General features: G+C 73.6%; 20 protein-coding genes. 13 read left to right on the forward strand and 7 right to left on the reverse strand.

All coding sequences use genetic code 11. From position 1 onward, the window contains the following. Positions 1–11: 11 nt before the first annotated feature. Together pafA and O7613_RS08870 are read left to right on the forward strand one after the other, a co-directional pair. On the forward strand, positions 12–1370 hold the full coding sequence (pafA, locus tag O7613_RS08865; RefSeq protein WP_281589775.1) for a Pup--protein ligase: 1359 nt from the start codon (positions 12–14) through the stop codon (positions 1368–1370). Between the two features lie 56 nt (positions 1371–1426). Then, positions 1427–1621 carry a hypothetical protein gene (locus tag O7613_RS08870; RefSeq protein WP_281589773.1) on the forward strand — a complete coding sequence of 65 codons (195 nt, stop codon included), beginning with the start codon at positions 1427–1429 and terminating at the stop codon, positions 1619–1621. Positions 1622–1660: 39 nt separating this feature from the next. Here O7613_RS08870 and O7613_RS08875 read toward each other — a convergent pair whose 3' ends face one another. Beyond that, positions 1661–2596 (reverse strand): hypothetical protein, encoded by a 936-nt coding sequence (locus tag O7613_RS08875; RefSeq protein WP_281589770.1) that lies wholly within the window; start codon positions 2594–2596, stop codon positions 1661–1663. A gap of 279 nt (positions 2597–2875) precedes the next feature. On the opposite strand from O7613_RS08875, the gene O7613_RS08880 reads away from it, so the two are divergent. Then, positions 2876–3424 (forward strand): carboxymuconolactone decarboxylase family protein, encoded by a 549-nt coding sequence (locus O7613_RS08880; RefSeq protein ID WP_282293190.1) that lies wholly within the window; start codon positions 2876–2878, stop codon positions 3422–3424. Positions 3425–3434: 10 nt separating this feature from the next. On the opposite strand, the gene O7613_RS08885 is transcribed toward O7613_RS08880, so the two are convergent. Together O7613_RS08885 and O7613_RS08890 are read right to left on the reverse strand one after the other, a co-directional pair. Beyond that, complete coding sequence (locus O7613_RS08885) at positions 3435–4520, reverse strand: DUF3866 family protein (RefSeq protein WP_282293191.1); 1086 nt, start codon at positions 4518–4520, stop codon at positions 3435–3437. A 44-nt stretch (positions 4521–4564) separates the two neighbouring features. After that, positions 4565–5554, reverse strand: coding sequence for a cation diffusion facilitator family transporter (locus O7613_RS08890; protein WP_282293193.1), 990 nt, complete (start codon positions 5552–5554; stop codon positions 4565–4567). A 105-nt stretch (positions 5555–5659) separates the two neighbouring features. On the opposite strand from O7613_RS08890, the gene O7613_RS08895 reads away from it, so the two are divergent. The 5 genes from O7613_RS08895 to tatC all read left to right on the forward strand — a co-directional run bounded on the left by O7613_RS08895 (position 5660) and on the right by tatC (position 9391). After that, the gene (locus tag O7613_RS08895) at positions 5660–6658 is read left to right on the forward strand and encodes a WYL domain-containing protein (RefSeq protein WP_282293195.1); all 999 of its coding nucleotides are present in this window, start codon (positions 5660–5662) and stop codon (positions 6656–6658) included. Continuing rightward, on the forward strand, positions 6655–7662 hold the full coding sequence (locus O7613_RS08900; protein WP_281589762.1) for a YafY family protein: 1008 nt from the start codon (positions 6655–6657) through the stop codon (positions 7660–7662). Before O7613_RS08895 ends, O7613_RS08900 begins: the two co-directional genes overlap by 4 nt. A 10-nt stretch (positions 7663–7672) precedes the next feature. Beyond that, positions 7673–7921, forward strand: a complete 249-nt coding sequence (locus tag O7613_RS08905) for a hypothetical protein (RefSeq protein ID WP_282293197.1) — start codon at positions 7673–7675, stop codon at positions 7919–7921. 195 nt (positions 7922–8116) lie between these two features. Beyond that, positions 8117–8416 (forward strand): Sec-independent protein translocase subunit TatA, encoded by a 300-nt coding sequence (tatA, locus tag O7613_RS08910; protein WP_282293199.1) that lies wholly within the window; start codon positions 8117–8119, stop codon positions 8414–8416. Positions 8417–8437: 21 nt separating this feature from the next. Next, positions 8438–9391 carry a twin-arginine translocase subunit TatC gene (gene tatC / locus O7613_RS08915; RefSeq protein ID WP_282293200.1) on the forward strand — a complete coding sequence of 318 codons (954 nt, stop codon included), beginning with the start codon at positions 8438–8440 and terminating at the stop codon, positions 9389–9391. Between the two features lie 212 nt (positions 9392–9603). On the opposite strand, the gene O7613_RS08920 is transcribed toward tatC, so the two are convergent. Next, entirely contained in the window at positions 9604–10488 is an 885-nt protein-coding gene (locus O7613_RS08920) for an ABC transporter substrate-binding protein (RefSeq protein ID WP_282293201.1), read from the reverse strand. Positions 10489–10630: 142 nt separating this feature from the next. Between O7613_RS08920 and O7613_RS08925 the strand changes: the two genes are divergently transcribed. Next, positions 10631–11329, forward strand: a complete 699-nt coding sequence (locus O7613_RS08925) for a hypothetical protein (RefSeq protein ID WP_282293202.1) — start codon at positions 10631–10633, stop codon at positions 11327–11329. Between the two features lie 79 nt (positions 11330–11408). Beyond that, positions 11409–12335: a diacylglycerol kinase gene (locus tag O7613_RS08930; protein ID WP_282293203.1), complete on the forward strand. Its 927-nt coding sequence runs from the start codon at positions 11409–11411 to the stop codon at positions 12333–12335. On the opposite strand, the gene O7613_RS08935 is transcribed toward O7613_RS08930, so the two are convergent. Then, a complete protein-coding gene (locus O7613_RS08935) occupies positions 12298–13260 on the reverse strand; it encodes an EamA family transporter (RefSeq protein WP_282293204.1) in 963 nt (320 codons plus the stop codon). The two genes, O7613_RS08930 and O7613_RS08935, sit on opposite strands and share 38 nt — an antisense overlap. Further along, positions 13257–13943, reverse strand: a complete 687-nt coding sequence (locus tag O7613_RS08940) for an HAD-IA family hydrolase (RefSeq protein ID WP_281590314.1) — start codon at positions 13941–13943, stop codon at positions 13257–13259. Before O7613_RS08940 ends, O7613_RS08935 begins: the two co-directional genes overlap by 4 nt. Positions 13944–14107: 164 nt before the next feature. Between O7613_RS08940 and O7613_RS08945 the strand changes: the two genes are divergently transcribed. Together O7613_RS08945 and O7613_RS08950 are read left to right on the forward strand one after the other, a co-directional pair. Beyond that, the gene (locus O7613_RS08945; RefSeq protein WP_281589746.1) at positions 14108–16891 is read left to right on the forward strand and encodes a DEAD/DEAH box helicase; all 2784 of its coding nucleotides are present in this window, start codon (positions 14108–14110) and stop codon (positions 16889–16891) included. A 162-nt stretch (positions 16892–17053) separates the two neighbouring features. Beyond that, complete coding sequence (locus O7613_RS08950; protein ID WP_282293206.1) at positions 17054–17992, forward strand: MHYT domain-containing protein; 939 nt, start codon at positions 17054–17056, stop codon at positions 17990–17992. A gap of 388 nt (positions 17993–18380) precedes the next feature. On the opposite strand, the gene O7613_RS08955 is transcribed toward O7613_RS08950, so the two are convergent. Next, complete coding sequence (locus O7613_RS08955) at positions 18381–19304, reverse strand: 5'-3' exonuclease (RefSeq protein WP_282293208.1); 924 nt, start codon at positions 19302–19304, stop codon at positions 18381–18383. Positions 19305–19656: 352 nt separating this feature from the next. Here O7613_RS08955 and O7613_RS08960 point away from each other — a divergent pair, with 352 nt between their 5' ends. Continuing rightward, positions 19657–22227 carry a discoidin domain-containing protein gene (locus O7613_RS08960; protein WP_282293209.1) on the forward strand — a complete coding sequence of 857 codons (2571 nt, stop codon included), beginning with the start codon at positions 19657–19659 and terminating at the stop codon, positions 22225–22227. Positions 22228–22338 lie beyond the last annotated feature (111 nt).

Consider the following 22338-nt stretch of genomic DNA (forward strand, 5'->3'; position numbering starts at 1 on the left):
AATGTCTCATCATGGAGCGGCGAATCTTCGGCCTCGAAACCGAGTACGGCGTCACCTGCACCTATCGCGGGCAACGCCGACTGTCCCCCGACGAGGTCGCGCGGTACCTGTTCCGGCGGGTGGTGTCGTGGGGCCGGTCGAGCAACGTGTTTCTGCGTAACGGCGCCCGCCTCTATCTGGACGTGGGCTCGCATCCGGAATACGCGACGCCGGAGTGCGACTCGGTGACCGACCTGGTGGCCCACGACCGGGCCGGCGAACGGATCCTGGAGGGTCTGCTCGTCGACGCGGAGAAGCGGCTGCACGACGAGGGCATCGCGGGCGAGATCTACCTGTTCAAGAACAACACCGACTCGGCCGGCAACTCGTACGGCTGCCACGAGAACTACCTGGTGTCCCGGCACGGCGAGTTCGGCCGTCTCGCCGACGTGCTCATCCCGTTCCTGGTCACCAGGCAGTTGATCTGCGGCGCGGGCAAGGTGTTGCAGACGCCGCGCGGCGCGGTCTACTGCTTGTCGCAGCGGGCGGAGCACATCTGGGAGGGTGTCTCCTCGGCGACGACGCGCAGCCGGCCGATCATCAACACCCGGGACGAGCCGCACGCGGACGCGGAGCGCTACCGGCGGCTGCACGTGATCGTCGGTGACTCGAACATGAATGAGGTCACCACGTTGCTGAAGGTCGGCACCGCCGACATCGTGCTGCGGATGATCGAGGCCGGCGTGGTGATGCGGGACCTGACGTTGGAGAACCCGATCCGGGCGATCCGTGAGGTGTCGCACGACATCACCGGTCGGCGCAAGGTTCGGCTGGCCTCCGGCAAGGAGGTCTCGGCGCTCGACATCCAGCAGGAATACCTGACTAAGGCGACGGAGTTCGTGGAGCGTCGGGGCGGCGACCAGACCGCCAAGCGGGTGGTGGAGCTGTGGGGGCGGGTGCTGCGCGCGGTGGAGACCGGCGACCTGGACCCGGTGGCGCGGGAGATCGACTGGGTGTCGAAGCTGAAGTTGATCGAGCGCTACCAGCGCAAGCACGACCTGCCGCTGTCGCATCCGCGGGTGGCGCAGATGGATCTGGCCTATCACGACGTGCGGCGCGGCCGGGGCCTGTACGGGCTGCTGGAGCGCCGGGGCGAGGTGGACCGGATCGCGAACGACCCGGAGATCTTCGAGGCGAAGGAGACGCCGCCGCAGACCACCCGGGCGCGGCTACGGGGTGAGTTCATCCGGCACGCGCAGGAGAAGCGACGCGACTTCACCGTCGACTGGGTGCACCTGAAGCTGAACGACCAGGCGCAGCGCACGGTGTTGTGCAAGGACCCGTTCCGGGCGTACGACGAGCGGGTGGAGCGGCTGATCGCCAGCATGTGAGGCCGGTGGCGGGCCCGTGCTCCGGCGGACCGGAGCACGGGTACGCTGGCGGTGCCATGAACACTTCCGATTCCGCTGGCCGCGATTCCGGCGCGGAGAAGCTCAACTGGATTGACCGTCGCCGGGAGAAGATCCGCGCCGAGATCGAGCGGAACCGTCGTGGCGAGCACAGGGTGCCGACCTGGGTGTTGGCTGCGGTGCTGGTGTTGATCGTGGTCGGCTGGTTGTCGTTCGTCTTCCTGGCCGGCTGAGCCGGGTCGCGCCCCGCCGGTCGCGCCCCGCCCGTCGCGTCAGTTGTAGGGCATGGTGGGGAACCAGCCGATCCCGAAGCGGGCGGGCAGGCGCACGTCCCAGTAGACGACGGTGAAGACGCCGAGCGCGACGAGCAGCGCGCCGGTCACCACGGCGGCGCGGCGAGGGTCGGCCATCCAGGTCAGGAAGCGTCCCCGGCTGGCCATGACGACGATGCCGAAGATCAGCGTGACGAGCAGGATGTTACCCAGCGACTGGAGAGCGAAGGCGAGCGCGCCGTAGAGCGGGTTGCCGGTGTCGGCGGCCCAGTGGAACAGCTTGTTGAACATCGGGTAGGGGCGTCCGATGAGGAATCCGCCGACGAGCGCGCCCATCGTCACGACCCGGCCGACGGGCCGGCGGGCGAAGACGTCGGGGAGCAGGCCGAGCGCGGCGAGCCCGAGGTAGATCAGCGCCAGGCCGATGACGCCGAACACGACCGACGACTGGACGAGGCGGACCGGCATGCCGTCGACGTCGGCGGTGGAGAGTTGGGGGAGCCGGTCGCCGAGCAGGACGCCGATGGCGCCGTAGCTGGCCGAGACGGTGATCATGCCGAGGGCGAGCCATCCGACCGGGCGTAGCAGGGCCCGTAGCGGCGCGGTGGTGGCGTCGGTGCCGGATGCCTGGCTCATCGGGCCGACCGAGGCGGCCATGGCGACGTTGCAGGCGGTGAAGGTGCCGGCGAAGCCGGAGACGAACGCGAAGAGCAGCCCGGCGGCGGTGCCGGTGATCGCGGTGCCCTTGGCGTCGTGGCCGAGCACGGTGTTCGCGACGTTGTCGCCGATGACCTTGTCGACCAGTTCGAACGACCACAGGACGGCGAGCAGGACGCCGGTCGCGGCGCTGAGCAGGACGACCCGCGCGCGGCGCCGGGCGCGGGGCGGCGGGACGTCTGGCCGGCGGCCTGTTTCCGGAAGCTGTCGCAGGGACATGGCGCCTCACCTTCCGTTGCGGGGACGCGGCGGCCCGGGGCCGCGGCGGGGGTGGGGATGGGGGTGGGGGTGGGGGTGGGGGAAGCGTGCCGGGATGGTGCGTCCGGGACAGGGAAAGGATAGGACCGGTGGGTCGGCGTGCGGTCTTCCAGCTTGCGCTTCTCGTGGTCACACCATGGAGGGCATCGGTGGTCGCGGATATCTTGGGCGGGACGCCGCGGCCCGGTCGGGCATGCCGGGTGGCCGGGCCGGGCGGTTCGACGCAGGGAGGGCACCGCCGTGGCGCACATCGATCTTGGTCTGGACGAGAAGGCGCATCCGGGCATCAACGGGCCGATGCGGTTCCGGCCCGAGACGGCCGGGCCGCTCAACGCGCTCGCCGAGCAGTTGCTGCGAGCCCCGCATCCCACGCTGACGCCGGGCGAACGGGAGCTGATCGCCGCGTACGTCTCAAGTCTCAACGAGTGCGTCTTCTGCTGCGCGGCGCACTCGGCGTTCGCCGCCGCCCAGTTGCCGACCGGGATGACGCTCGTGGATCAGGTGCGGCGGGACGCGTCGTCGGCGCCGGTGAGCGCGAAGCTACGCGCCCTGCTCGACATCGCCGCGGCGGTGCGGCGCGACGGCCGGGAGGTCACCGTCGAGTTGGTGGACGCCGCCCGGGCGCGCGGCGCGACCGATCTGGAGATCCACGACACGGTGCTGATCGCCGCCGCGTTCTGCATGTTCAACCGGTACGTCGACGGGCTGGGCACGTGGGCGCCGCAGGACCCGCAGGTGTACGCGGTGGCCGCCGAGCGCATCGTGGCGCACGGCTACCGCGCGGGCTGAGCGGCGGCGGTCAGCCGAGCAGGCCGGCGGCGTGCCGGCCGGCGGCGGCTGCGGTCAGGAAGTAGGCGTGGTCGGCGTCGAGGCCGCGGCCCATCGTCGACAGCCCGACCGGGCTGGCGCGCAGGGCCGCGTCGAGGCCGTCGGTGGGCACGGTGACGATCCGGTGCCGGTCGGCCAGGGGCGTCAGCGCCGCCGTGACGGCCGCGGTCAGCTCCGGGTCGAGGCCCTCCGGCACCACCAGGTCGGCGGCGGCCAGCGCCACCCGGCCGTACGCGGTGAGGCTGTGGTGGGAGACGCCGCGGTGCCGGGGGCGGGGGTCGGCGGCGGAGACGCGCAGCGAGCCGACCGGGCGCCCGCCGAGCGTGGCGACGGCGTTGACGGCCTCGCCGACGGCCACCCCGGAGAAGCCCCAGCGGGTGCCGGTGCCGAGGTTGCCCGGTCCCTGGGCGACGATCGCCAGGTCGGCGTGGAGCACGTGCCGGGCGGCGAGCAGCCCGCTGTGCAGCGTGCTGGCCTCCAGGTCGCCGCCGAACGCCTGACCGACGCTCACCGTGCCGGCGAGGTGGCCGGCGAGCCCGGCGAGGGTGCGGGAGAACCAGGCCGGCAGCGCCCCGCCGTCGGTGAGCAGGTAGGCGACCCGGGCGTGGGGGGCGTCGGCGTGCACGCCGGCCAGGATCGCCGGCAGCGCGGAGTGCAGGTCGGCGGTGACCACGGGCATCCCGTCGAGCGACTCGGCGGCGGCCAGCCGCGCGTGGTGCGGGGAGGCTTCCTCGTCCACGCCGAGCAGGATCGGTTGCAGCGGGGTGTAGCGGGCCTTGACCAGATGCCCGGCGTCGCGGCTGTCGCCGGCCTGCGGCGGGTCGGCGGGGAGCCGGTCGGGCAGCGCGACGACGAGGGCGTACCCGCCGGTGCCGAGGCCCATCAGCAGGGCGCCGGCGTTGAGCAGCACCCGGTCGCCGGGCTCGGGGTCGCCGACGAGCGCCGGGTAGGCCAGGGCCCGCATCCGGTCGCCGCCGGGCAGGTCGACGTCGAGTTCGACCGCGCCGGCCCATCGTCGCCGTACCGCCGTGACCGTGCCGGACCGCCATCGCACCATGACCGGCACGCTATCGGCCGACGTCCGGGCGGGCGCCGGCCGGGTCAGGTCTCCTGGTCGACCGGCCGGCCGGTCTCGTCCTGGGTGGTCCGGGCCGGCCGGCCGGTGGAGCGGGACCGGGTCGGGTCGAGGAAGACGTACGCGATCTCCGGGAACTGCCCGGTGAGCCGGCGCTCGGCCTCGTCGGAGGCGGCCTCGATCTCGGCGCCGGTGGCGTCGTCGCGGAAGTCGACCTTCGCGGCGACCAGGATGTCCTGCGGGCCGAGGAACATGGTCATCAGCGTGTCGATCCGGTCCACCGTCGGCAGCCGCGTCAGCTCCTGCTCGATCTGGCCGTGCAGCCGCTCGGAGACGGCGCGACCGACAAGCAGCGAGATGTTGCTGCGGGCCAGGATGGCGGCGACCACCAGCAGCAGCACGCCGATGAGGATCGAGGCGATCCCGTCGTACAGCTCGTCGCCGGTGAGGTGGGACAGGGTGAGCCCGGCGGCGGCGAGCAGTAGGCCGACCAGCGCGGCGCTGTCCTCCAGGAAGACCGCCTTGACCGTGGTGTCGGCGGTGAGCCGCAGGTAGCGGCGCGGGGTGGTACGCCAGCGTCGCGACTCGGCGCGCACCTGTCGCACCGCCCGAGCCAGCGACACCGACTCGATGACGAACGAGACCGCCAGCACCACGTACGCGACCAGGTAGTCGCCGGTGTGCTCGTGCATCAGGATGGTGGTGACGCCGTGGGTGATGGCGAAGCCGGCGCCGGCCACGAACGTGAACAGCGCGGCGAGGAACGCCCAGACGTAGCTCTCCTTGCCGTACCCGAAGGGGTGCCGGGGGTCGGCGGGCCGCGCGCCGCGCCGCAGCGCCAGGTAGAGCAGCACCTCGGTGGTGGTGTCGGCCATCGAGTGGGCGGCCTCGGAGAGCATCGCCGCGGAGCCGGAGAGCAGGCCCGCGACCAGCTTGGCGATGGCGATGGCGAGGTTCGCCGCGCCGGCCACCACGACGGTGCCGACGCTCTCGGTCTTGACTTCCGCTTCCGCCACGCCCTCACCCTATGGCCGGTCCCGGCGGGCCGCCCGTCGAGCCGGAGCCGCGCCGCGCCCGCGCGGGTGCCCGCGTCGGACGTGCGGGCTGCTAGCGTTCGGTACGTGTCCCGGACCCGTACCGAACGCCTGGTCAACCTGGTGATCTGCCTGCTGTCCACGCGGCGTTTCCTGACTGCCGCCCAGATCGCCGCGACCGTGCCCGGCTACGAGCACGACCCGGACGACGCGAAGGACCACGAGGCGTTCCAGCGCAAGTTCGAGCGGGACAAGGCCGAGCTGCGGGAGTTGGGCGTGCCGTTGGAGACCGGGACGGCAAGCGTCTTCGACGCCGAGCCGGGCTACCGGATCGCCCACCGGGAGTACGCGCTGCCCGACATCCCGCTCGAGCCGGACGAGGCCGCCGCGGTGGGCATCGCGGCGCGGCTGTGGCAGCACGCCGGCCTGGCCGCCGCCGCGTCGTCGGGGCTGGCGAAGCTGCGTGCCGCGGGCATCGACGTGGATCCGCAGGCCACCCTCGGCCTGGAGCCGATGGTGACGGTCGACCCGGCGTTCGCCCCGTTGACCGCCGCCGCGCGGGACCGGCGGGAGGTCAGTTTCGACTACCGGGTGCCGGACCGGGACGCGCCGACCCGACGCCGGGTGCAGCCGTGGGGCGTGGTCTGCTGGCGCGGCCGGTGGTACGTGGTCGCCCACGACCTGGACCGGGCGGCGACCCGCTGCTTCCGGTTGTCCCGGGTGGTGGGCGCGGTCCGGGCGACCGGGGAGCCGGGGGCCTACGAGCCGCCCGCCGGGGTGGACCTGATCAGCCACGTGGCCCGCTGGTCGGGGCCGGTGGAGCGCACCGGCCGGGCGACCGTGCTGGTGGCGCCGGGCCGGGCCGCCGGGCTGCGCCGCTGGGCGGTGGAGAGTGACGCCGGCCCGGACGGCGACCGGCTGGTGCTTCCGTACGCCGACGCCGACTTCCTCGCCGGTCAGATCGTCGGCTACGGCCCGGACGTGCGGGTGTTGGAGCCACCGGAGGTGCGGGAGGCGGTCATCCAGCGGTTGAAGGAGGTCGCCACCCGGCACGACGAGCTGGCGGTGGCCGGGGGTGCCCGGTGACCCGGCCGTCGGCCCGCGCCGGCCGCGCCTCCGCCGACCGGCTGGCCCGGCTGCTCAACCTGGTGCCCTACCTGCTGGCCCGCCCCGGCATCGAGATCGCCGAGGCGGCGCACGACCTCGGCGTGACCGACAAGCAGCTCCGGGAGGATCTGGAGCTGCTCTGGGTGTGCGGGCTGCCCGGTTACGGGCCGGGTGACCTGATCGACATGGCATTCGACGGCGACCGGGTGACCATCACCTACGACGCCGGCATCGACCGGCCGCTGCGACTCACCCCGGACGAGGCGTTGGCCCTGGTCGTGGCGCTGCGGATGCTCGCCGAGACGCCCGGGGTGGCCAACCGGGAGGCGGTGGAGCGGGCCCTGGCGAAGATCGAGGGCGCGGCCGGCGACCTGGCCGGCGCGCCGGTGGAGGTGCGGCTGCCCGGCGACAACGCCCGGGTCCGCGAGCTGCGCGCCGCCGTCGAGCGGGGCCGGGCGCTGCGGATCACCTACTACACGCCGGCCCGGGACGAGACCACCGAGCGCACCATCGACCCGTTGCGGATGCTGATGGTCGCCGGCCGGGCGTACGTGGAGGCGTGGTGCCGCCGGGCCGAGGCGGTCCGGCTGTTCCGGGCCGACCGGATCGACGCGGTCACCGAGCTGCCGGAGCGGGCCGTGGTGCCGCCGCAGGCCCGCCCGCACGACCTCAGCGACGGCGTGTTCCGGCCGTCGGCCGACCTGCCGCTGATCACGCTGCGGATCGGCCGGGGCGAGCGGTGGATCACCGAATACTATCCGTGCGAGCGGGTCGAGGCCGACGGCGAGCACTGGCTGGTGTCACTGCGGGTCACCGACCTGGGCTGGGCCCGCCGGTTCGTGCTCGGGCTGGGCCCGGAGGCGACCGTGGTGGCCCCGGCCGAGCTGGCCGAGCAGGTCCGCGCCCAAGCGGTCGCGGCGCTCGACGCGTACGCGGTCCCGACCGGCACCGCCGACCCGGCGGCGGCCGGCGGCACCCGATAGGCTGACCGCCGTGGTGATCTGGATCGTGCTCGGGGTCGTCCTGTTCGCGCTGGTCGTGCTGGCCCTGGCGGTCCGCCCGGTGGTGGCGCGGCTGCCCCGGCTGCGCCGCGCGGCGGTGGCGTTGCAGCGTCGGGCGACCGAGGCGGAGGCGCTGCGCTCGGCCGCCGAGCAGTTGCAGGCGCGGGCCGAGACGCTCCAGGAGCGGGCGGCGGTGGCGCAGGAGCGGATCGTGTTGATCAAGGCCAAGCGCGGGGAGTGATCGACGCCCGTCGTCTCTGGGCGGTAACGCGCCCGAATGCGCCGCGATGGGCGGTTGACGGGACACTTCGGGTTGGTCGAGACTTCACCGACCGGGCCGCACCAGCAGGCCCGGCGGGGATGGCAAGCCGCCGCGACGCACGTACGATGGGCGGCGACCCACCCACACACCGACACAGAGCGACTGGAGCTTCCCATGGGTGCCCTCAAGCCGTGGCACATCGCCGTACTCGTGGTCGTGCTGATCCTGCTCTTCGGCGCGAAGCGGCTCCCCGACGCGGCCCGCTCGCTCGGCCGCTCGCTGCGGATCATCAAGGCCGAGACCAAGAGCCTGCAGGACGACGACCGTGACCTGGCCGAGAAGGCCGACGCGCAGGCCGGCTACCAGCCGCTCCCGCCGCAGCAGCAGTACGTGCAGGGCCAGCAGCAGTACGCCCAGCCGCAGCAGCCGGTCGCCCCGCCGGCCGACCCGGTGCAGCGCGTCCGCGAGAACTGATCCGAAAGGGCCTCCACCACCGTGGCCTTGGGTTTGAAGAAGCGCGGACCGAGCACGTTCGCGCGCGCGGCGGACGGCTCCATGACGCTCATGGAGCACATCCGCGAGCTGCGTAACCGCCTTTTCCGGGCGTCGCTGGCGATCCTGATCGGCTTCGGCGTCGGCATCTGGCTGGCCACGCCGGTCCGGGTGTTGCTGTCGAAGCCCTACTGCGACCTGCCGCAGTCGATCGATCCGGACACCGGCAAGTGCAACTTCGTGCAGCTCGGCGTCGCCGATGTCTTCCTGCTGAATCTGAAGATCGGGCTCTGGGTCGGCCTGATCATCGCCGGGCCGGTGTGGCTCTACCAGCTCTGGGCGTTCATCGCGCCCGGCCTGCACCGGCACGAGCGGCGCTACGCGTACGTCTTCACCGCCCTGGCGGCGCCGCTGTTCGCGGCCGGCGCGGTGCTGGCGTTCTTCGTCACCACCAAGGGCCTTGAGTTCCTGCTCAACGTCTCCGGCGACGACATCTCGACGAACCTCGAGGTGACCCGCTACATCTCGTTCGTCACCAACCTGATCCTGCTGTTCGGGGTGGCGTTCGAGTTCCCGCTGATCGTGCTGATGCTCAACTTCGTCGGCCTGGCCAGCGCCAAGCGGCTGCTGAGCTGGTGGCGGGTGGCGATCTTCGTGTTCTTCGCGTTCTCCGCGGTGGTCACGCCGACGCCCGACCCGTTCGGCATGACGGCGTTGGCGGTCTGCCTCTCCGCGCTCTACTTCGGGGCGGTCGGGGTGGCGTTCCTCAACGACCGCCGGCGCCGGCGCGGGCAGGAGGTCTACGCCGGTCTCGCCGACGACGAGGTGTCGCCGCTCGACCTGTCGGACGAGCCGGTGCCGACCGGCGCCCGGATCGAGGCGTCCGCCCCGGTCGAGGCGCCCGAGCCGATCGCCGCCCCGGCGCCGATCGAACGCCGCTACGACGACATGACCTGATCCTCGCCCGCACCTCCACCCGAACGCCGCCCCCGCACTCGCGAGGGCGGCGTTCCCGTCCTCGCCCTCGCCCCGCCCTCGGGCCCGTCCCTCGCCCCCTCGCCCCCGTCGATCTTGGACTTGTGGCGCCTCGAATGCCGGTTAGGCGACTTTTGTGAACGACCACAAGTCCAAGATCGACGAGGCGATGGCGGGCCGGGGCGAGACGGGGGTCAGGCCACCCGGCGGGCGGCGGTGGGGGAGACGGGTGGGACGGCGTCGGGGTGCAGGATGGCGGCGATCGCCTCGACGCCGTCAACCAGGCGGGGGCCGGCGCGCACGACCAGACCGTCCGCGTCGAGCGCCCACACCTGCGCGCCCGGGAAGTGACAGGCCACCTCGGCCGCCTGCCCGGCGGCGCCGTCCAGGTGGAAGCCGCACGGCGCGACGAGCACCACGTCCGGGCGCGCGGCGCGTAGGTCCGCCCAGGTGGTCGGCGTGGACCTGGCGCCCGGGTGGGTGGCCACCGGCGTGCCGCCGGCCACGTCGACCAGGTCCGGGATCCAGTGCCCGGCGCCGAACGGCGGATCCACCCACTCGACCACGGCGACCCGCCGTCGGGGCCGGCCGGCCACCGCCGCGCCGACCGCCGCCAGCCGGGCGCGCAGCCCGTCCACCAGGGCCTCGGCGCGGTCCGGCACCCGGGCCGCCGCGCCCACCGCGCGGATCGTGCCCAGCACGTCGTCGAGGGTGTACGGGTCAAGCGACACCACGTCCGCCCGGGCGCCGAGATGGTCGACGGCGTCTGTCACCCGGCCGGCGGGCAGCGCGCAGACGCGGCACAGGTCCTGGGTGAGGATCAGGTCCGGATCCAACCCGGCCAGCGCGCCGGCGTGCAGCGTGTAGAGGTCCGCGCCGGCGGCCAGCCGCTCCCGCACGTACGTGTCGATCTCGCCGGGACTCATGCCACCGGTGTCCCGGCCGCCCACCACCACGGTCGTGCCGGCCCGGTACGACGGGGGCACCTCGCACTCGAACGTCACCCCGACCAACTCGTCGCCGAGGCCCAGGGCGTACACGATCTCGGTGGCGGAGGGGAGCAGGGAGACCAGTCGCATCCCGCCATCATCGCCGCAGCGGAGCCGGACGACCGAACCGCCCTCGGGCCTTGCCGGGGCCGGCCGCCCGCTTAGACTCTGCTGACTCCGCCGAGTCCCACCCGTCCCGGTCAGCGCGCTGACCTCCGCTCCGGAGAGCCCGATGAGAAGCCGTACCGCCGTCGTCCTGACCGTCCTCTGTGCCACCACCGCGCTCACCGCCTGCGGCGACGACGAGCCCGCGCCGAAGGGCGAGCAGGTCCCGGTGACCGCCACCGACACCAGTTGCGAGGTCACCACCACGCTGTTCACGCCGGGCACGGTCACCTTCAGCGTGACCAACCGGGGGGAGCAGGCCACCGGGGTCTACGTCTACGGCCGGGAGGGTGAGAAGTTCACCAAGATGGTGGGCGAGGTGGCCGACGTGCCCCCGGGCCGCACCGGTGACCTGCGCGCCACGCTCGCCACCGGCACGTACGAGGTGGCCTGCAAGCCGGGCCGGCAGGGCGACGGGGTACGGACCAGGATCACCGTCACCGACGACGGCGCCGTGGCCAGCGCCGCGGCCGAGACGGAGTACGACCGGGCGGTCGCCATCGAGCTGAGCGGTGACACGCTGACCGGCGTCGACGGGCTGATCGCCGAGCCGGGCGAGAAGCTGGCGCTGAAGGTGACGAACAAGACCGCCGGCGCCCGGACCCTCTACCTGCTCAACCCCGACGGCAAGCGGGTCGCCGAGCTGAAGGCGGAGCCGAACGGCACCGCCGAGACGGTGGTGGCGCTCGGCGCCGCCGGCACCTGGACGTTGAAGGTCAAGGGTGACGGCGTCCCCTCGGTGAGCGAGCGGCTGGTGGTGCGCTGACCCGGCGACCCGGACGACCGGGTCGAGTTCCGGCCCGGCGGGCGTCGTCCCTGGTGGGTCGCGCGCCTCGTGTCGTACCGTGCTCGCCGTGACCGCGTCCGATCATGTTCCGTCCGGCCCCGTCGCCGTGCTCGCCAACCCGGTCGCCGGACGGGGGCGGCGCCGCGGTCTGCTGCCGGCGATTCTGGAGCGTCTCGGCGCGGCCGGTCGCCAGGTGGAGCTGCTGCGCGCGCGTACCCCCGGGGAGGCGGAGGCGGCGTGCCACGCCGCGGTGGCCGGCGGCGCCGGGGCGCTCGTCGCGGTGGGCGGGGACGGCACCGTGCACCGTGCGATACAGGCGGTCGCCGGCACCGCCGTGCCGTTCGGGCCGGTCCCGGCCGGCACCGGCAACGACTTCGCGGCCGACACCGGCTTCCCGGCCGATCCCCTCGCCGCCGCCGACGTGATCGCCGCCGCGCTGGCCGCCGGTCGCCGCCGTCCGGTCGACCTGGCCCGGATGTCCCGGCCCGACGGCGACGGGCGCTGGTACGGCGCGGTGCTCGCGGCCGGCTTCGACGCGATCGTCAACGAGCGGGCCAACCGGATGCGTTGGCCGCGCGGACCACGTCGCTACGACCTGGCGATCCTGGTCGAGCTGGCCCGGCTGCGGCCCCGTCGCTACCGGCTGTCCCTGGACGGTGTGCCGCAGGAGGTGGACGCGGTGCTCGTCGCGGTCGGCAACACGGCCGGCTACGGCGGCGGCATGCGGATCTGCCCGGACGCCGAACCGACCGACGGCCTGCTGGACGTGGTGGTGGGGGGTCGGTTCGACAGGCGCACGCTGATGCGGGTGAAGCCGCGGATCTACCGGGGCACCCACGTGACGCACCCGCTGGTGCGGACCTACCGGGCGCGGACGGTGGAGTTGGCCGCCGAGGGCATCACCACGTACGCCGACGGGGAGCGGGCGTTCGACCTGCCGGTGACCGTCACCGCCGTGCCGGCGGCGCTGCGGCTGCTGCGCTGACCACCGTCGGCGGGACGGGCGGCGTCGGCGGTCCCGGCGGCGGCGGTGGTCTCGGCGTCGACGGTGGGGGCGCCGCGGCGCGGACCGCGCCGACGCTCGCGGCCACCACGAGCGCGATGGCGAGCACCTCGACCGGGCGCAACGCCTGGCCGAGCACCAGCCAGCCGGCCAGCGCGGCGATCGCCGGCCCGAGACTCATCAGGACCGCGAACGTCGCCGTGGGCAGCCGCCGCAGCGCCGCCAACTCCAGGCTGTACGGCAGCACGGAGGCGAGCAGCGCCAGCCCCGCGCCGAGCCCCAGCACCGCCGGGTGGGCCAGCCGGCCACCGGCGCCGACCAGCCCGATCGGCAGGGTGACGAGCGCCGCCACGGCGAGGGCGAGGGCCAGCCCGTCGGCCCGGGGGAACCGCGCGCCGACCCGGGCCGAGCAGACGATGTACGCGGCCCACATGCTGCCCGCGGCCAACGCCAGCGCGGCGCCGACCGGGTCGAGCCGGTCGAACCCGCCCTGCCCGAGCAGCGCCACCCCGGCCAGCGCCAGCCCGGCCCAGCACCAGGCCGCGACCCGGCGCGCCCCGACCACCGACAGCGCCAGCGGGCCGAGCACCTCAAGCGTCACGGCCGGACCGAGCGGGATCCGCTCGATCGCCTGGTAGAAGATCGAGTTCATCCCGGCCAGCGCCAGCCCGAACGCGACCACGGCGGCCCAGTCACCCCGAGCGTGCCCGCGCAGCCGGGGCCGGCACACCATGAGCATCAGCAGCGCGCCGAGGGTCAGGCGCAGCGTGACCGCGCCGGCCACCCCGGTACGCGGGAACAGCAGCGCGGCCAGCGCGGAGCCGAACTGCACCGACAGCGCGCCGCCGAGCACCAGCGCGACGCCACCGAGCCGGCCCGGCGCGCGTCCCGGTGTGCCGTCGCTCACCCGACCCCGGCCAGGTCGAGCACCGCCCCCAACCCGTTCGGCCGGCCGGCGTCGGCGCACGGCAGCACCAGCACCCCGCACCCGGCCGCCACCGCGCCGGCGTCGGCCGGGGTGTCGCCCACCATCAGCGTGTGCTCCGGGTCGACCCCGAGCATGCCGCAGGCGCGCAGGAAGATCCCCGGGTCCGGTTTGCAGCGCCCCACCTCGTACGACAGGGCGTACGCGTCGACGAGCGCGTCGAGGTCCCAGGCGGCGAAGAGCGGCCGTAGGTCGAAGCCGATGTTGCTGACCACCGCCACCTTCACCCCGGCGGCCCGCAGCGCGCCGAGCACCGGGGCGGCGTCCGGGTAGGGCAACCAGCCCTCCGGGACCAGCACCCGCTCGTAGAGCGCGTCGGCGAACCCGTCGATGCCGGTGTCGACGGTCTCCGCGAGCCCGGTGTAGGCACCCCGGTGGGCGTGCGGGTAGAGGTCGCGGTCGGCCCACAGCTCGGCCAGCCGGGGCGGCACGCGGGTCGGCCGCGGCCCGCCCGCCCGACCGGCGGTGAGCAGCCGGTCGGCGAGCGAGGTGGCGCGGATGCGGTCCAGCTCGACCCCGCAGGCCGCGGCGGCGGCGCGTACCCAGGCCAGCGGCTCCTCCACCTGGGCGAGGGTGCCGTGGAAGTCGAAGAGCACCGCCTCCACCGGCCGGCGGGACGGGCCCGGGCGGACGGCGTCGTCGGCACCGTTCGAGGCGTGGGGGAGTTCGGTACGGTCCGGCACGTGGTGCACCCTACCGACCCCCTCCGACCCCCCTGCCGGACGGCCTTGACCGGTGGTCGTCGGCGGTACCGATTAATCTTGGATGCATGTCGAGCCCCGCCGAGCGGTACGCCGCGGCGCGCCGCCGGGCCGCGCAGGCCTCCGCCTTCCCGGCCCTGGACGAATTCTCCCACGATCTCGGGTTCGACCTCGACGACTTCCAGCGCGAGGCGTGCCAGGCGCTGGAGCGGGGCAGCGGCGTCCTGGTCTGCGCGCCCACCGGCGCCGGCAAGACCGTGGTGGGCGAGTTCGCCGTGCACCTGGCGCTGCGCGGCGGGTCAGTCGACGGCGACGCCCCGGCCACCCGGCGCAAGTGCTTCTACACCACGCCGATCAAGGCGCTGTCCAACCAGAAATACCACGACCTGGTCGACCGCTACGGCGCCGAGCGGGTCGGGCTGCTCACCGGCGACAACGCGATCAACGGCGACGCGCCGGTGGTGGTGATGACCACCGAGGTGCTGCGCAACATGCTCTACGCCGGCTCGGCCACCCTCGCGGGCCTGGCCTACGTGGTGATGGACGAGGTCCACTACCTGGCCGACCGGTTCCGTGGCGGGGTCTGGGAAGAGGTGATCATTCACCTGCCGGAGTCGGTCACGCTGGTGTCGCTGTCGGCCACCGTCTCCAACGCCGAGGAGTTCGCCGACTGGCTGGTCACCGTGCGCGGCGAGACCACGGTGGTGGTCTCCGAGCACCGGCCGGTGCCGCTCTGGCAGCACATGCTCGTCGGCAAGCGGATGTTCGACCTGTTCCACGACGCCGACGCGGCCCGCAAGCACGACGTCCACCCCGAGCTGCTGCGCTACACCCGGGACACGGTGCGCCGGTTGGAGCTGGGCGAGGGGCGCGGCGCCGGCCCCGGCGGCGGGCGGCGCGGTCCCCGCTGGCGCGGTCCGATGCGCCCGGACATCGTCGAACGGCTGGACCGGGAGAACCTGCTGCCGGCGATCCTGTTCATCTTCAGCCGGGCCGGCTGCCAGGCGGCGGTCCAACAGTGCCTCGCCGCCGGGCTGCGGCTGACCTCCGCCGAGGAACGCGCCGAGATCCGCCAGGTGGTCGAGGCGCGGATCACCGCGATCCCGGGCGAGGACCTGACCGTGCTCGGCTACTGGGAATGGCTCGACGGGTTGGAACGCGGCCTGGCCGCCCACCACGCCGGCATGCTCCCCGCGTTCAAGGAGGTCGTCGAGGAACTGTTCGTCCGCGGCCTGGTCAAGGCGGTCTTCGCCACCGAGACGCTGGCCCTGGGCATCAACATGCCGGCCCGCTGCGTGGTGCTGGAGCGGCTGGTGAAGTTCAACGGCGAGGCGCACGTCGACCTCACCCCGGGCGAATACACCCAGCTCACCGGCCGCGCCGGCCGGCGCGGCATCGACGTCGAGGGCCACGCCGTGGTGGTCTGGTCGCCGGAGACCGACCCCCGCCACGTGGCCGGCCTGGCCTCCACCCGCACCTATCCGCTGCGGTCCAGCTTCCGGCCGTCCTACAACATGGCCGTCAACCTGGTCGGCAGCGTCGGCGCGGAGCCGGCCCGGGCGCTGCTGGAGTCCTCCTTCGCGCAGTTCCAGGCGGACCGGTCGGTGGTCGGGCTGGCTCGGCAGGTGCAGCGCAACACCGAGACGATCGAGGCGTACGGCGCGGAGGCCGCCTGCCACCACGGCGACTTCGACGAATACTTCGCGCTGCGGGTGGCCATCGCCGACCGGGAACGGGCCATCGCCCGGCAGGGGCAGACCCAGCGCAAGGCGGCGGCCGTCACCTCGCTGGAGCGGCTGCGGGTCGGCGACGTGATCCGGGTGCCGTCGGGGCGGCGGGCCGGCCTGGCCGTGGTGCTCGACCCGGCGACCGGCGGTTTCGGCGAGCCCCGCCCGCTGGTGCTCACCCAGGACCGCTGGGCCGGCCGGGTCAGCCCCGGCGACTTCACCACCCCGGCCGAGGTGCTCGCCCGGATCCGGGTGCCGAAGCACTTCAACCACCGGTCGCCGGCGGCGCGGCGCGACCTGGCCGCCGCGGTCAGCGGCACCGGGCTGGACCGGCACGGCGGCCGGCGCGGCGGGCGGTCCCGCCAGGCGGTCGGGGAGGACCACCGGCTCAGCCAGCTCCGCGTCGAGATGCGCGGGCACCCCTGCCACGCCTGCCCGGACCGGGAGGAACACGCCCGCTGGGCCGAGCGCCGTCGCCGGCTGGAGCGCGACACCGAGGAGCTGCGGCAGCGGGTGAGCGGGCGGACGGGCTCCCTCGCGCGTACCTTCGACCGGATCGTCGCGTTGTTGACCGCGCGCGGCTACCTGGCCCCCGACGGTGAGGTCACCGACGCGGGCCGGATGCTGGCGCGGATCTGGACCGAGGCCGACCTGCTCGTCGCCGAGTGCCTGCGGCGCCGGGTGTGGGACGGGCTCTCCCCGGCCGAGTTGGCCGCCGCCGTGTCGGTGGTGGTCTTCGAGGCCCGGCGGGACGTCGACGAGCGGGCGTCGCTGCCGCGCGGCGCGGTCGGCGACGCGGTCGACGAGACGCTCAAGCTGTGGGGCGACATCGAGGCGGACGAGGCGGCGCGTGGCCTGACCGCCACCCGGGAGCCGGACCTCGGCTTCGCCTGGCCGATCTACCGGTGGGCGCGCGGGGAGGCGCTCGCCAAGGTGCTCGCCAGTGGGCACCAGATCGACGGCGAGATGCCGGCCGGTGACTTCGTCCGCTGGTCGCGGCAGGTGGTCGACCTGCTCGGCCAGCTCGCCGACTCCGGTGGCGCCTCCACCGAGCTGCGCGCCACCGCGCGGCAGGCGATCTCGGCCGTCAACCGGGGCGTGCTGGCCTACCACGCCTCCGCCTGACGATCACTTTCGGTCACCATCCGTCAAGAATCGACGCAGCTTTGCGTCATCACGACACCACCGCCCGGATACCCGGGGGGCGGTGTTGTGCCTGATCAGGCGTTGCCGGATCATTGCGGGGCGCGATGTCTACGCGTCGGTAGCGGATCGAGGATGGTCACCGTGGGCGAGATCAATCACTTTGAGTACGGGTGGATCACACCCGCGCTCAGCTACGCGCTGTCCGTGCTCGGTTCCGTGCTCGGTCTGGTCTGTGCCGGGCGGATCCGGACCGCCGCCGGCGCCGGTCAGCGGATGTGGTGGGGTCTGCTCGCGGCCTGGGCCCTGGGCGGCACCGCCATCTGGGCGATGCACTTCATGGCCATGCTCGGCTTCGCCGTCAGCGGCACCCGGATCCGCTACGACGTGCCACTGACCGCCGCCAGCACGGTGATCGCCGTGGGCGCCGTCGGCGTCGGCCTGGCCATCGTGGGCACCGGCCGGCTCACCGCGCCCCGGCTGCTCGCCGGCGGCCTCTTCACCGGCGCTGGGGTCGCCGCCATGCACTACACCGGGATGGCGGCCATGCGGCTGGACGGCACACTCGGCTACGACCGGCTGCGGGTGACGCTCTCCGTCGTCGTCGCGCTGGTGGCCGCCACCGTGGCGCTGTGGCTGGCGATGACCGTCCGGCGGGGTGTCGCGATCATGGCGTCGGCACTGGTCATGGGCGTCGCCGTGAACGGCATGCACTTCACCGGCATGAGCGCGCTGTCGGTGCACCTGCACGACGGTGCCGGCCCCCCCAACACCGGTACCGAGGTCAGCGGCCTGCTGGTGCCGATCGTGCTCGCCGTGGTCTTCGGCGTGGTGGGGCTGGTCTACGCGCTGCTCGCCGCACCGTCGGACGACGACCGTGCCGGTGCCGCCTACGTGGCATCGCGGCTCGACGGCGTGTCCCCGGCGGCCGAGGCCGAGCCGGCACCGGACCCGGTGGGCCTGCGTGCCCGCTCGGCGTCGGACTCCTCTTCGCCGGACCCGGTGGGGCTGCGGGCGCGCTCGACGCTGGCGCAGCCCGGCGCGCAGTTCCCCTCCCGTCGTGGGACCGACCCCCGTCGCTAGGCCATCCGCGCGTTGCGCTGTCCGTCGCCGCGCCGATGGTGCGGCGTGGCGATGTAGCGGCGTGCTCATGGTGCTCCCGCACTCCGAGATCGATCTTCCGAGCTGTGGAAGTGCCAGAGATCTTGATACGGAAGTGCCCCTATGAGGGCCATTTCGCTTCAAGATCTGCCGCTGCCTTGATCCTCGACCGATGGGTCCGGGCACGTTGGGGAAACTGCCGCCCGTTTGGGCCGGAGCAGTCGGTCCTGCTTCCGCGCCGGAGGGAGGCGAGGCGTGGCGTGACGGTGACGCGTTCCAACAGGCTCATGGCTGGACCCGGTGGCGAGCGCGTGCTCATCGGCCGGCGGCTGGTGGAACCGGGGTGTCCGACGGTCGGCGGCGCCACCCGTCAGGTGCGGGGGGTGGCGAGCGCGTCGACCAGGCGGCGGCACGAGCCGGCCAGGTTCCAGCGCTGCGCCAGATCGAGCAACCGGTCGGGATCGGCCGGGGACGTCGGCAGTGCCGGGTCCAGCTCGGGCAGCGGCACGTCGGTGGCGACCCGGACCACCTTGGGCGCCACGGCCAGGTAGTCGCGGGCGCCGTCGAGCTTGCCGCGCAGCCCGGGGGCGAAGCCGGAAGCGGGGTCGTCGAGCGCGGCGAGGATGCCGTCGAGCCCGCCGTAGCGGTCGATCAGCCGGGCGGCCGTCTTCTCGCCCACCCCGGGCACCCCGGGCAGGCCGTCGCTCGGGTCGCCGCGCAGCGCGGCGAAGTCGGCGTAGCGGTCGGCGGGGACGCCGTAGCGGGCCCGCACCGCGGCGTCGTCGCAGTCGTCCAGCTTGGCCACGCCCCGGCCGACGTAGAGCAGGCGCGTCGGGTGGGCGTCGTCGACCAGTTGGAACAGGTCGCGGTCGCCGGAGACCACCTCGACCGGGCCGGGCTGGGTCACCGAGAGCGTGCCGAGCACGTCGTCGGCCTCGTAGCCGGTGGCGCCGACCGCCGGGACGCCGAGCGCGTCGAGGACCTCCAGGATCATCGGCACCTGCGGGGACAACGTGTCCGGCACGACCTCGCCGCCCTCCGGCGCCACCCGGTGCGCCTTGTACGAGGGGAGCAGCTCCACCCGCCACGCCGGCCGCCAGTCGTGGTCGAGCGCGCAGATCATCCGGTCGGGCCGCCGGGTGCGGACCAGTTGGGCGAGCATGTCGAGGAAGCCGCGGACGGCGTTGACCGGCTGGCCGTCGGCCGTCTTCGCGGCCGACTCGGGGATGCCGAAGTAGGCGCGGAAGTAGAGGCTGGGGGAGTCGATCAGCAGGATCGGACGTCGGTGTGCCACGCCGCCCAGCGTGGCACACCCCTCTGACGATCTGGGGAAGGCGGCACCCTGCGGGAAACCGGCGTACGCGGCGGGGGCGGCGTCGGCGCACGATGTGCTCACCCGTTCGGGCCGGGTCCGCCGGACGGCGGCGGCGGTGCCGCCGGACTGACGCCGACCCCGCCGCCCGGCGGGGTACCCCGGCTTACGCTTTGTTCCGGACTTTTCACAAGGCGCGAAAAAAGCCCTCCGAGGCGGGCTCGGGAATTGACACACGCCACTGCGCCCGGGGAGGGTCCACCGCACGGGTCGGCACGCCGACCCGTCCGGACCCGTTCCCCCGCCCCGCACTCCACCCGTCCCGGAGATGCCCATGTCACCCGTACCGATGTCGTGGACCCCACGGCGACTGCTCGCCGCGCTGGCCGCCCTGCTCGCCACCGTGGCGCTCGTCGCGCCACCCGGCCCGGCCAGGGCCGCCGACCCGTTGATTTCCCAAGGCCGCCCCACCACCGCCTCCTCGACTGAGAACGCCGGCACCCCGGCGTCCAACGCCACCGACGGCAACACCGGCACCCGCTGGTCGAGCGCCTTCGCCGACCCGCAGTGGATCCAGGTCGACCTCGGCGCCACCGCCACCGTCTCCCGGGTCAACCTGACCTGGGAGGGCGCGTACGCCCGGGCGTACCAGGTGCAGACCTCGACCGACGGAACCACCTGGACCACCGTGTTCAGCACGACGAACGGCGACGGGGGCACCGACGACCTGGCCGTCAGCGGCTCCGGACGCTACGTGCGGGTGTACGGCACCGCGCGGGGCACCGCCTACGGCTACTCGCTCTGGGAGTTCCAGGTCTACGGCAGCGCCGGCGCCGGCGGCGGCTGTGACACCACGACGAACGCCGCCCGGGGACGACCGGCCACCGCCTCGTCGACGGAGAACGCCGGCACCCCCGCCTCGGCGGCGGTCGACGGCGACCCGGGCACCCGCTGGGCCAGCGCCGCCGCCGACCCGCAGTGGCTCCGGGTCGACCTGGGCAGCGTCCGGACCATCTGCCGGGTGGTGCTGAGCTGGGAGGCCGCGTACGCGCGGGCGTACCAGGTGCAGACCTCGACCGACGGGACCACCTGGACCACCGTGTCCAGCACGACGAGCGGCGACGGCGGGACCGACGCGCTCACCGTCAACGGCTCCGGCCGCTACCTGCGGGTGTACGGCACCGTGCGGGCCACCGGATACGGCTACTCACTGTGGGAGGTCGCCGTCAACACCACAGGCGGCGGCACCGTGCCCGGCGGCGGGTCGCTCGGACCCAACGTCATCACGTTCGACCCGTCGATGTCCGCCGCCAGCATCCAGGCCCAACTCGACGCCGTCTTCCGCACCCAGGAGTCGAACCAGTTCGGCACCCAGCGGTACGCGCTGATGTTCAAGCCGGGCGACTACTCCGGCATCAACGCGCAGATCGGCTTCTACACCTCGATCATGGGACTCGGCCGGAACCCCGGCGACGTGCGCATCCACGGCGACGTCACGGTCGACGCCGGCTGGTTCGGCGGCAACGCCACCCAGAACTTCTGGCGCTCGGCGTCGAACATGCAGGTCTTCCCGTCCGCTGGGTTCACCCGCTGGGCGGTGTCGCAGGCCGCGCCGTTCCGCCGGATGGACATCCAGGGTGACCTCAACCTGGCCCCGAACGGCTACGGCTGGGCCAGCGGCGGCTACATCGCCGACAGCCGGGTGACCGGCGTGGTCCAGCCGTACTCGCAGCAGCAGTGGTACACCCGGGACAGCAACGTGGGCGGCTACCTCAACGCGGTCTGGAACGTCACCAACTCCGGGGTGGTGGGCGCGCCCGCCACCAGCTTCCCGAACCCGCCGTACACCACGCTCGCGCAGACCCCGGTCAGCCGCGACGTGCCCTACCTCTACCTCGACAACGCCGGCGCCTACCAGGTCTTCGTGCCGTCCACCCGGACCAACGCCAGCGGGGCGTCCTGGCTGGGCGGCTCCACCCCGGGCACGTCGATCCCGCTGAGCCAGTTCTACGTGGCGAAGCCCGGCGACTCGGCCGCCACCATCAACAGCGCGCTGGCCCAGGGACTGAACCTGCTCTTCACCCCGGGCGTCTACACCGTCGACCAGACCATCGCGGTCAACCGGGCCGGCACGGTGGTGCTCGGCGTCGGCTACCCGACGCTGGTGCCGCAGAACGGCGTGGTGCCGATGACCGTCGCCGACGTCGACGGGGTCCGCCTCGCCGGGCTGCTGTTCGACGCCGGTGCGGTCAACTCGCCGGTGCTGTTGCAGGTCGGCCCGGCCGGCTCGACCGCGAGTCACGCCACCAACCCCACCTCCGTGCAGGACGTCTTCTTCCGCATCGGCGGCGCGCACGCCGGGAAGGCCACCACCAGCCTGGTGGTCAACCAGGACGACGCGCTGATCGACCACATCTGGGCCTGGCGGGGCGACCACGGCACCGGCATCGGCTGGACCGTGAACACCGCCGACACCGGCCTGATCGTCAACGGCGACCGGGTCACCGCGCTCGGGCTCTTCGTCGAGCACTACCAGAAACACGAGGTGATCTGGAACGGCGAGAACGGGCGGACCATCTTCTTCCAGAACGAGCTGCCGTACGACCCGCCGAACGCAGCGGCGTGGATGAACGGCTCCCGGGTCGGCTACGCGGCGTTCAAGGTCGCGGACGCGGTCACCTCGTTCGAGGGCTGGGGGATGGGCAGCTACTGCTACTTCAACGTCGATCCGAGCATCGCGGCCTACCACAGCTTCGAGGCGCCTACCCGGGCCGGCGTACGGTTCCACGACCTGCTCACCGTGTCGCTTGGCGGCAACGGGTCGATCACCCACGTCATCAACGACACCGGCGCCACCGCGCAGGGCACGAACACGGTGCCGGTGAACGTGGTGAGCTACCCCTGACAGAGGTGAGGAGGGGCCCCTTTTTAACAGACGTCGGTTAAAAAGGGGCCCCTCCTTCGGGGAGGGCGGGCCGGCGGCGACCCGAGGGGGGAAGGGCCGCCGCCGGCCGCC

Source organism: Micromonospora sp. WMMD975 (assembly GCF_029581215.1).
GTDB lineage: Bacteria > Actinomycetota > Actinomycetes > Mycobacteriales > Micromonosporaceae > Micromonospora.